The 9729-nt window shown below is 34.7% G+C and carries 12 protein-coding genes; 6 read left to right on the top strand and 6 right to left on the bottom strand.

Annotated elements, in window-relative coordinates:
• Positions 1-90 precede the first annotated feature (90 nt).
• Complete coding sequence (locus ACPLOV_RS07520; protein ID WP_424908159.1) at positions 91-876, top strand: PhzF family phenazine biosynthesis protein; 786 nt, start codon at positions 91-93, stop codon at positions 874-876.
• Between the two features lie 38 nt (positions 877-914).
• On the opposite strand, the gene ACPLOV_RS07515 is transcribed toward ACPLOV_RS07520, so the two are convergent.
• Genes ACPLOV_RS07515 through ACPLOV_RS07500 form a run of 4 tightly spaced genes read right to left on the bottom strand, consistent with a single transcriptional unit; the run spans position 915 to position 3918 of the window.
• Entirely contained in the window at positions 915-1694 is a 780-nt protein-coding gene (locus ACPLOV_RS07515; protein ID WP_424908160.1) for a TRM11 family SAM-dependent methyltransferase, read from the bottom strand.
• Positions 1682-2596, bottom strand: coding sequence for a type II restriction endonuclease (locus tag ACPLOV_RS07510; RefSeq protein WP_424908161.1), 915 nt, complete (start codon positions 2594-2596; stop codon positions 1682-1684). The genes ACPLOV_RS07515 and ACPLOV_RS07510 overlap by 13 nt, the downstream gene beginning before the upstream one ends.
• Positions 2597-2601: 5 nt before the next feature.
• On the bottom strand, positions 2602-3567 hold the full coding sequence (locus tag ACPLOV_RS07505; RefSeq protein WP_424908162.1) for a DNA adenine methylase: 966 nt from the start codon (positions 3565-3567) through the stop codon (positions 2602-2604).
• A complete protein-coding gene (locus tag ACPLOV_RS07500; protein WP_424910936.1) occupies positions 3568-3918 on the bottom strand; it encodes a winged helix-turn-helix transcriptional regulator in 351 nt (116 codons plus the stop codon).
• A gap of 130 nt (positions 3919-4048) precedes the next feature.
• Here ACPLOV_RS07500 and ACPLOV_RS07495 point away from each other — a divergent pair, with 130 nt between their 5' ends.
• The gene (locus ACPLOV_RS07495; RefSeq protein ID WP_424908163.1) at positions 4049-4519 is read left to right on the top strand and encodes a GNAT family N-acetyltransferase; all 471 of its coding nucleotides are present in this window, start codon (positions 4049-4051) and stop codon (positions 4517-4519) included.
• A 14-nt stretch (positions 4520-4533) separates the two neighbouring features.
• The gene (locus ACPLOV_RS07490; protein WP_424908198.1) at positions 4534-4929 is read left to right on the top strand and encodes a pyridoxamine 5'-phosphate oxidase family protein; all 396 of its coding nucleotides are present in this window, start codon (positions 4534-4536) and stop codon (positions 4927-4929) included.
• A 47-nt stretch (positions 4930-4976) separates the two neighbouring features.
• Here ACPLOV_RS07490 and ACPLOV_RS07485 read toward each other — a convergent pair whose 3' ends face one another.
• Together ACPLOV_RS07485 and ACPLOV_RS07480 are read right to left on the bottom strand one after the other, a co-directional pair.
• Positions 4977-5918 (bottom strand): TDT family transporter, encoded by a 942-nt coding sequence (locus ACPLOV_RS07485; RefSeq protein WP_424908164.1) that lies wholly within the window; start codon positions 5916-5918, stop codon positions 4977-4979.
• 22 nt (positions 5919-5940) lie between these two features.
• A complete protein-coding gene (locus tag ACPLOV_RS07480) occupies positions 5941-6414 on the bottom strand; it encodes a C-GCAxxG-C-C family protein (protein WP_424908165.1) in 474 nt (157 codons plus the stop codon).
• Positions 6415-6725: 311 nt separating this feature from the next.
• On the opposite strand from ACPLOV_RS07480, the gene ACPLOV_RS07475 reads away from it, so the two are divergent.
• The 3 genes from ACPLOV_RS07475 to ACPLOV_RS07465 all read left to right on the top strand — a co-directional run bounded on the left by ACPLOV_RS07475 (position 6726) and on the right by ACPLOV_RS07465 (position 9684).
• Complete coding sequence (locus ACPLOV_RS07475; RefSeq protein ID WP_424908166.1) at positions 6726-7823, top strand: TRAP transporter substrate-binding protein; 1098 nt, start codon at positions 6726-6728, stop codon at positions 7821-7823.
• A gap of 77 nt (positions 7824-7900) precedes the next feature.
• On the top strand, positions 7901-8383 hold the full coding sequence (locus ACPLOV_RS07470) for a TRAP transporter small permease (protein ID WP_424908167.1): 483 nt from the start codon (positions 7901-7903) through the stop codon (positions 8381-8383).
• The gene (locus tag ACPLOV_RS07465; protein WP_424910935.1) at positions 8380-9684 is read left to right on the top strand and encodes a TRAP transporter large permease; all 1305 of its coding nucleotides are present in this window, start codon (positions 8380-8382) and stop codon (positions 9682-9684) included. The genes ACPLOV_RS07470 and ACPLOV_RS07465 overlap by 4 nt, the downstream gene beginning before the upstream one ends.
• The last annotated feature ends 45 nt before the right edge of the window (positions 9685-9729 follow it).

Genomic DNA, 9729 nt, shown 5'->3' with positions numbered 1-9729 from the left:
TTTTTTTGAATGCCCTAAAATCGCTATTTCATCTGTCTCTCTGGTCATCGCAATTTACTCGTATGGCTAAATAAAAAGGAGGAGAAAATTATGAAATTATTTCAGGTGGATGCCTTTGCGGAAAATTTATTTGAAGGTAATCCGGCGGGAGTATGCCTTTTAGAAAAGCAAATTGGCCAGGATTTAATGCAAAAAATAGCTATGGAAATGAACCTTTCTGAAACGGCTTTTCTTTTCAAAAAAGAAAAGGGATATGATTTAAGGTGGTTTACTCCTGAAAGTGAAGTAGACCTTTGCGGGCATGCTACCCTGGCAAGTGCCCATATTTTATGGGAGGAAGGGTTTCTTGAAGAGGGAAAGGAAGCCATTTTTTACACAAAAAGCGGGGTATTAAAAGCCTTCAAGGAAAAGGAGTATATTATTCTCGATTTTCCTTTAGAACCGGCAGAACCCGCAGAAATACCCGGGGAATTAAAAAAAGCGTTAAACGTTCCTGTAATTTTCGCTGGGAAAAACAGAATGGATTATTTAATTGAAGTGGAAGATGAGGAGTATATAAAAAATTTAAAGCCCGATTTTGAATTATTAAAAAAAGTTAATGCAAGAGGAATTATTCTCACCAGTGCCTCATCAAACCCTGAATTCGATTTCATTTCAAGATTTTTTGCACCGGCGGTAGGAATTAACGAAGATCCGGTAACCGGTTCAGCCCACTGTTGTCTTGGTCCCTATTGGAGCAATAAACTGAAAAAGGATAGTTTAATTGCATATCAAGCATCAAAAAGAGGGGGAATATTAAAGCTCCGCATATTAAAAGAAAGAATCCACATCGGGGGAAAAGCCGTGACCTTTTTTAAAACGGAGATTAAGGTATAAAAACGAAAATGAGACAAATCCTTCATATAATAAAAATTCTAAAATAATCGGGAGCTGTATTTTAGTCTCGTTAAATTTTCTGTTTTCTTAGGTTTTCTGAAAATAAATAAATGTTCATGCATTATTAAATAAAAATTGTATTTCTCTACTTGTTTTTCCCAGTACGGTGTGGACTTGCAATTATGCTGCACTTTTATAATGTCTTCTTTTAAAACAAATCCCTGCTTTAAGAAAAGTCTCATAACATAGTAAGAGAGGGGTATGTAATGTCCATTCTTTCTGGTATCTCCTATTAAAATGGCGCAGAATTTATCTTCTTTTAATACTCTATAAAGCTCTGCAATACCTTTCTCGAATTCATCGCAAAATTTTCTAACATCGGAAATATTTGATAAGTCTCCTTCTATTTTTCCGTTCGAATATTTTATAATGTTTAAATATGGGGGATGAGTTATTATTAGGTCGATACTGTTATCGTCTATATCATCCAATTTCCTCACATCCCCTATTTTTACTATCTGTTCATATTTGCATTCCGAATCAAACGACAAATTATTTTTTGCAAGTTCTACACTATCAGGATTAATATCAAAACCAATCCCTTTTCTATTTAATAATTTTGTTTCTATTAAAGTTGTACCGCTTCCAACCATAGGGTCAAGTACGGTGTCGCCTACATTTGAATATCTTAAAATAATGTTCCTGGGAATTTGCGGAGCGAAATTTCCTCTATAACTCCCGTTATGGGTTACCCATTTCCCCCTTTCGGGGAAGGACCAAACGGTGGTAATTTCTTTTTTAAAACCTAAATCCTGCATATTATTTCCTCCAATAAGCCAAGTCGTACAAAATGAATGTTTAATAGATAATCTATTTTATCAAATCCTTTATGTATCTGATTTTTCTGTCCTTTCCATCCTTCACCATCAGTAATCCAGATAAACTCGAATCCATTTTCTTTTAATTCATTTTGCCTTTCTATATAAGAATCAACAATTTCTTGAGGTTTTGAGCCAGTTCCCGAAAAAAAATTAACTTCAATATTGATAATTTTGTTATTTTTAATTAAGATAAAATCGGCTTTTCTGTTTTTTATTGAAGGGTTAACTCTTATTTTATATTTATCCTCTAAATATCCAAATTTTTTTTGGAACAAAGGTTTATATCCTAATTTATTTGAAATATTTTCAATTATAGGTTTTAATAATATTTCCATAGCTCTTCCACTTCTGTTTTTTCTTGCGTGAGTATCTAAACCTACTTCTACCCCGATTGCATAATCCTGGATACTTTTTGCCCCCATCTCAAGAAAAAATTTTTTTAGCCCAGTTTTATTAAAAAATTCTACCAAATCTTCAATTTCTTTATCTGAAAGGGTTCTGGCATTAAAATCATAATTTACAATAGAAAAATTAGTACTATCCAAATCTTTAATTATTTTAAGATTTTTTTCTCTTATTGCTAACAATAACGGTATTACGGGTATTACTTGAGGATAATCTTTAAGAATTTTTTTTAAATCCTTTTCAAATTCTTTACTCCAAATTAAGCTATTAAAAATATTTAATTCTATTTTAAATTTATTGATATGCTTTTTTATTTTACTCCAATCAGTAAAAAAATCATAGCTTCTGTTTGTATCTATAATTGTTTCATGAAATTTTTCTATAACGCTTTCTTGTTCATTCAAATTTAAAAAATCTAAATATAACTTATTCATTCATATCACCTTTCGTAATTTCTTATAATTAATTCATTTATTTCTCCCCGTTTGTTTCCGTTGCAATTAATATACCTTTTTGCTTTTACCCTTTCAATGATAAAACCGTTGTACAATTCATCAAAAAAATTGTCGTTTATATTTTCATTTTTTGGGTCAGAATTACTTAGAATTAGATATGCTCCCTTTTTGTGCATTTCAATAAAAAATTTTGCTAAACGTATCTGGTCTTGATCGTCAAAACCGTCTTCATTGTAATTTGTAAAATTGGAGGTACTATTTAATGGACGATAAGGAGGGTCAAGGTAAATCAAAGTATTTTTTTGAATAAATTTTTTGCTTTCTTCAAAATCTGCACAAATAATCTCAGTATCAAATAAAGCTTTATTTACCTCTAATAGATTGTCTTTATCGCAAATAGTAGGATTTTTGTACTTTCCAAAGGGAACATTAAATTCCCCTGCTTTATTTAATCTATATAAACCATTAAAACATGTTTTATTTAAAAATATCATGTATGTTGCTCTAACTATCCAGTCTGAATTATAATTTGAATAATTAAATTCTTTTCTTTGTAAGTTGTAATTTTCTCTTATTTTATAATAGAATTCTTTTCTTTTTTCTTCAGAGTAGTTATGATATTCTTTTTCAAGATTGCTTAAAAAGTAAATCAACTCATTTACGTTATTTTGAATTACTTTATAACATACAATCAATTCTCTGTTAATATCAAATAAATAAGACTTATTAATTTTAAAATTCTTTTTTAAAAAAAAGAAAAAGGCACCACCACCAACGAAAGGTTCTACATAACTTTCTATTAATCCACTTTTAATGATTGTTATTGGTAATCTTTTATATAATTCTTTTATTAATTGACTTTTTCCTCCTGCCCATTTTAAAAATGGTTTTGGATTAACATTTCCAATTAATTGTTCATTAGTAAAATTAATTGAATTGATAATTTGCATTTACATCCCTTCCCGGTTAATTTTTTTCATATTGCTTCCCCAGTGGGCTAAGGCTTTTAGAGCGGGAATGAGTTCTTTACCGTTTTCGGTTAAGGAGTATTCCACCCGCGGCGGGATTTCCATATACTGTTTTCTATTGACTATACCGTCATTTTCCAGTTCCCTTAGCACCTGGGTTAGCATCATGTTGGTAATACCGTTTATATTTCTTTTCAATTCATTATACCTCATAGTTCCGTTTTTGCTTAAAGCCCATATTACGGGAAGTTTCCATTTGCCGCCTATGAGATTCAATGCATAAGTCAACGGGCAATTATCGTAATTGTTATTATACGTATTTTTTTCTTCCATATTTGAGCACACTCCAAATACTCAGTTTTTTCATACTAAGTAAGAAAATACTACATACTTATAAAAATTAGAGCAACATATATAATTATAACTGAAAAATTCTTTAAAAACCATAGTCAGGGGTGATAAATTGGATATCAAATACGAAGTAATTCCCGAAAAAGACGTTTACCTGGTAAAGGATTTATGCAACGGCTTAATGGCTTACCAGAAATCCGTAGCCCGTATTCATCCGGAATTTTTCGGTGAAATGTGGTTTGAAACAAGAATGCTCCCTTCATTAAAAAGTGCAAGACATAATTACATAGTTATAGCAAAGGATAAGGATGAGGTAATCGCCTATGCTTACAGCAATATTGCTCCGAAATACATTTATTCCAGCGGTTTTGCCACATTAAACTGCGAGGCCTTTTTTGATTTTGATTCGGTAAAGAGTGAAGACGTGGGATGCCTTTCCCAGATCTTCATAAAAGAAGGATACAGGAATATGGGAATAGGCAGCGTTCTTTTTGACATGTCTATGGAATGGATGAACTCTTTTGATAATATTTGTTTTTATTTAATAATATCAGCAGACAAAAAATTAGTAAAGGAGATGTGAATATGAGCGGTGGAATTAAGGAAGTATTGGAATTTTTAAAAGAAAATCCAACCTTTTACATAGCTACGGTGGAAGGCGATAAACCCAGGGTAAGACCCTTCGGCTTTGCAATGGAACATGAGGGAAAACTTTACTTTTGCACAAACAACCAGAAAAACGTATATAAACAGCTAAAGGAAAATCCTTATTTTGAAATAAGCACTGCCGATAAGGAAGGAAGATGGATGAGGTTAAGAGGAAGGGCAGTTTTCAATTCTACCCGGGAGGTAAAAGAAAAGGCTCTGGAGAAAGCCCCATTTTTAAAAAGCATGTATTCGGCAGATGACAACCTTTTTGAACTTTTTTACGTGGAAGAGGGAGAAGTTGCATTCTGCTCCATGACTGGTGAAAATAGGACAATAAAACTTTAATAAAAAAAGCGGCGGAGAAATTAAACCATAATCCGCCGGTTTCTAATTTAGTTTTTTACTGTAATACCTTCTTGGGGAGATGAAAAGAGGAATATTATATATTTAAATAGCACAAAAGTCACCAGAGATACTGCAATAATGGTGAGAAAGTTAACATAGATACTCAGGAAGGCCAGAGTTAATCCTTTTTTAATTAAATAACCGTGGAAATTCTTTACTGCGATTGCGGTAATAACAAAGGGAAAGGTAAAACAGGAAAAACTGGGATAAAATTTTATTCTAAGCATCCGGGGAAGATAAAAGAGGACTCCGATAAAGGATATTGATGATAAAACAAAAAGAAATAATAGAAGGTTCATATTTTTTATATCAAAAGAGCTCATATATCCGGTAATACAAAGGTTTGCAGGTGCGGTGAAAATTGCAAGTGACGGTAGCGCAGGCTCTGGAAAATTGCGGTATCTATAAATCCTGAACAAAAGTACGGGCAAAAGTAAAAGATAAGAAATAAAAGCAAACCAGAAAATATATCTTCCCGCGAGGCTCATCCCGTAGGATGGGGCTGGTATAGCGGCCGCTGCTATACCAACGTATACTACGAAAAAGCTCGGAAAAGTCTTTTTGATATCAAAAGAAAAAATAAATTTTTTTGTGAAGAAAAGGATATACAAGATATGCCCCACCAGTGCAAGGCTCCATAGGATTAAAGCTATTTCAGGGTAGTAAGGCTTTATATATGTTGACAATATCATAATTCCCATAAAAAATGTGGGGGCTACTCCGGCTACGAGAGGATTTTCCAGATCTTTGAGTATTTCTTCTGGCATTAAAAGAATTTTGAAAATTACAAGAAACAGTATTGAAAAAGAAATTGTCCCCAGTAAAGTTTTATAAATAGTTCCATAGAAAGAAAGAAAATTTCCCAGTGAAGCTAATGCCAGCATTAATCCGGATATGGGAATTGGGACTTTGTTTATAATCTCCTTCATGGTTTTTCCTCCAGTATAAGCTTTAATAATTTTTGCATGTTATTTTATCAGCGATTTCCTGGTCTTCAAGGAATTTTGAGGCAATCCATGCTGCTACCTCTCCGGTGATTTTTACACAATGAGCTTTTCTTTCAGGACTTGTGAATTCATAATTTCTTATAAGCACCCTGCAGCAGGTGCTGCCGTAAAGATTTTTAATATAGTCATGAAGGGCTGCAGCTATTGGAAACATTTTTTCAGGCATTGGTTCTTTATAAACCCTTCCATAAGCCATTCCGAGGGCCATCACTCCGCCGCTTACAGCTCCGCAAAGACAACCGGATTTGCCAATCCCTATGGGGAATCCGGAGGCCATTTTCACCACCTCTTCCGGATATGGCCACCCCAGGAGCTCATTAATTGTATGCACTACCGCTTCTGAGCAAAAAAACTCTCCTCTTTGAAAATATCCTTCAGCCTTTTCTCTAACTTCTTTAATGATTGATTCCTTATTCATTAATGTTCCTCCTTTCACATATTCCTGTATAATTATATCAACCCTGGACTTTGCATATCATTTAAATTCTGAATACAAAATGCACTATTTATTTATTTTATATATAGAAAGAAAATTTGGCAACAAATATATATTACGACAATTCAAATGTAATTAAAAATTAACACAAAAATATACAATAAATAATATTAAAAAAATAAAAAAACATGGTATAATTATAATAAAAAAGCTGTTTATACATGAATATGCAAACTTCAGGAGGTGATTTTTAATAAAAATAAGTTAATCAAAAATATATGGAGGGAAAATAAATGAAATATTTTAGAAAAAACGCTATGTTAAGTATCTTTCTTGTTTTAATAATTTTTGCTCTTGTCTTATCTGGATGCGGAGCAAAAAATACAGGCACGAATACAAACACCAATAATCAACAGCAAGCTCAACAACCGCAAAAAGTAGAACTTGTAATGGGACATCCCTTTTCAGCCCAGCATCCCATAAGCCAGCAGATATTAATACCTCTTGCCAAAGAGCTGGAAGAAAAAAGCGGCGGGAGGATAAAGCTTACAATCCATGCGGGCGGATCGGTGACAAGCCCGGCTACCATTCGAGAAGATGTGGCAAACGGAGTAATCGATATAGGTTGGACCCTTCAGGGTTATACCCCCGGGAAATATCCGATTACTGATGTGATAGAGCTGCCATTTATGTATGACTCCACACCCCAGGCTGCTTATGTTCTTTGGAATTTGTACCTGCAATCCCCGGATTTTCAGAAGGAATACGGAGATGTAAAAATACTGGGACTCTGGGTAACCGATCCGGGTGAACTTTTGACGAAAAATCAAGTAAAGAAACCGGAAGACTTGTCCGGGATGAGAATCCGCTTCTCAGGACCTGCTATAGAATCAATGATTAAAAAATTTGGCGGCACTCCTGTAGGCATGTCCATGCCGGAAGTATATGATGCCCTGCAGCGCGGAGTAATTGACGGTGTGGCAAATGGGCCTTCAGTAATAAAATCGTATAAATTAAACGAGGTCATAAAGTATGCTACAAAGGGATTGAATAGTTTCTATTCGGCTCAAGTAATATTTATGAACAAGAAAAAATGGGAAAGCCTGTCCCCTGAGGATCAAAAGTTAATAGAAAGCCTCACGGGAGAGGTAATTTATAAAAAAGCGACCCAGCTTTATGCCGATGCATATGATGAAGGTTTAAAACTGGCTAAAGACTCAAAAATAGAAATCAATGAAATTACTCCGGAGCAAAGGGAAGTATGGAAAGAAAAGACAAAAGACATTGTAAAAGAATGGCTTGACAAAGTAAACCAAAAGGGCATACCCGGGCAGCAGATACTTGATTTGGTAGAAAAGTTAAAGAAGGAATACAATGAAAAAAATAAATAAGATAATAAGTTAAAGAAAAAGCGCTGCAGTTTTTAAAAACTGCAGCGCTTATAAGTAATAGGAGGTAAAGGTATAATATGGAAAAACTTATATACCGTCTAAACTATGTATTCAGTCGAATAGGAATTCTCGTAATGATGTTTCTTACTTTTATAACCGTAATTGATATCAGCGGCAGATACCTTTTCAATAAACCTCTTCCGGGGACAATTGAAATGACTGAATTGGCGCTGGTAGTTATTGTATATCTTACCCTCGGGTATACCGAGCATTTTGGCGAACATATTGTAATAGATACGGTCTATAAAGCAATGCCTAAGGGGATAAGATATGTTTTATTCATAATTGCTTCCATAATTTCTTTTGTGTCTATCCTTTTGATGTCATGGCAGCTTTATGTATACGCTGGAAGAATGCTGTCAGGAGGGTATAAAACCGGTGTTTTAGGAATACCCTATTACCCCGTTGTAATTATTGCTTCAATAGGATCGCTGTCTTACGGTTTAGCAATAATATCAAACATGGCAAAATTTATTAAAAAAGGGGATGAAGAAAAATGATATCACCGGAAGCAGTAGGATTTTTTGGAGTAATTCTTATGCTTGCTATGATAGCAATAAGGGTACCTGTCGCAATAGCGATGATTGCAGTGTCGGTTTTAGGAACCAGTATCCTTGTTTCCCCTTCTGCAGCGCTTTTAAAATTGGGCGGAGATGCCTTTGCGTATTCTAAAATATACACCTTAAGCGTAATGCCGCTTTTTATAATGATGGGGGCTTTTTTATCTCAGGCAAGGCTGGGAGGAGCTCTTTACGAGCTTTTTGACACTCTCTTAGGGAAAATTCGCGGTGGACTGGCTATGGCAACAATTGCTGCAAGCGCTCTTTTTGCCGCTGTTTCAGGTTCGGCCATTGCCACTGCTACTACTATAGCCAGTGTATCCGTGGATGAAATGAGAAAATACGACTATGATGAAGGGCTTGCTGCAGGTTGTGCTGCGGTGGGCGGAACCCTTGGCATTTTAATTCCGCCAAGCTCGACTTTGGTGCTATACGGTGCCCTTACGGAAGAAACCATAGGAGGATGCCTGATAGCAGGAATAATACCCGGGATACTGACTGCTATTTTATTAATGATAACTGTATATATTGTAGTAATGAAGAATCCGTCTTTGGCTCCGGCTGTTTCAACCAAGGAAAATAAGAAAGTGACATGGCAGCTTATTAAAAAAGTTTGGGTTATACCTACGATTTTTTTCATCAGCATAGGTGGAATATATTTAGGGGTATTTACACCCACTGAAGCAGGAGCTGTAGGAGCTTTCCTGGCTTTAGTGTTAACAGTAATCCAAAGAAAATTAAGCTGGAAGGATTTTTGGGAGGCAATGAATCAATCTGCCAAAATAAATTCGATGACCTTTCTTGTACTTATTGGTGGACTTATGTTTGGTCGTTTTTTAACTTTAAGTCGATTGCCACTGCATCTGTCGAATTTTGTTACAACACTGGATATTAACAGATACCTTGTCCTTGCCGTTATATTTGCTATATATTTTATTCTTGGCTGTATAATGGATGGCATGGCAATACTTGCTATAATGACACCGGTTGTTTATCCGATAATTAGATCACTGGGGTTTAACGGCATATGGTTTGGCGTTCTTACTGTTTTAATGTTAAATATAGGACTTTTAACACCGCCGGTAGGGGTTGTGAGCTTAGTTACGGCATCAATTACAAAAGTACCGCCTATGAAAGTTTTTAAAGGTGTTGTACCTTTTTGGATCACTTTAATCGTAGCAAGTATAATAGTCATAGCTTTTCCCCAACTTGCCACTTTTTTACCGAGTCTTATGAAATAATAAAAAAGCGCACCGCAAAGTACTACAAAGCGGTGTGCTTTTTTT

Origin of the sequence: Thermovenabulum sp. (assembly GCF_049723235.1) — a bacterium.
Taxonomy (GTDB): Bacteria; Bacillota; Thermosediminibacteria; order Thermosediminibacterales; family Thermosediminibacteraceae; genus Thermovenabulum.
This window is presented reverse-complemented; position numbering and strand designations above follow the sequence as displayed.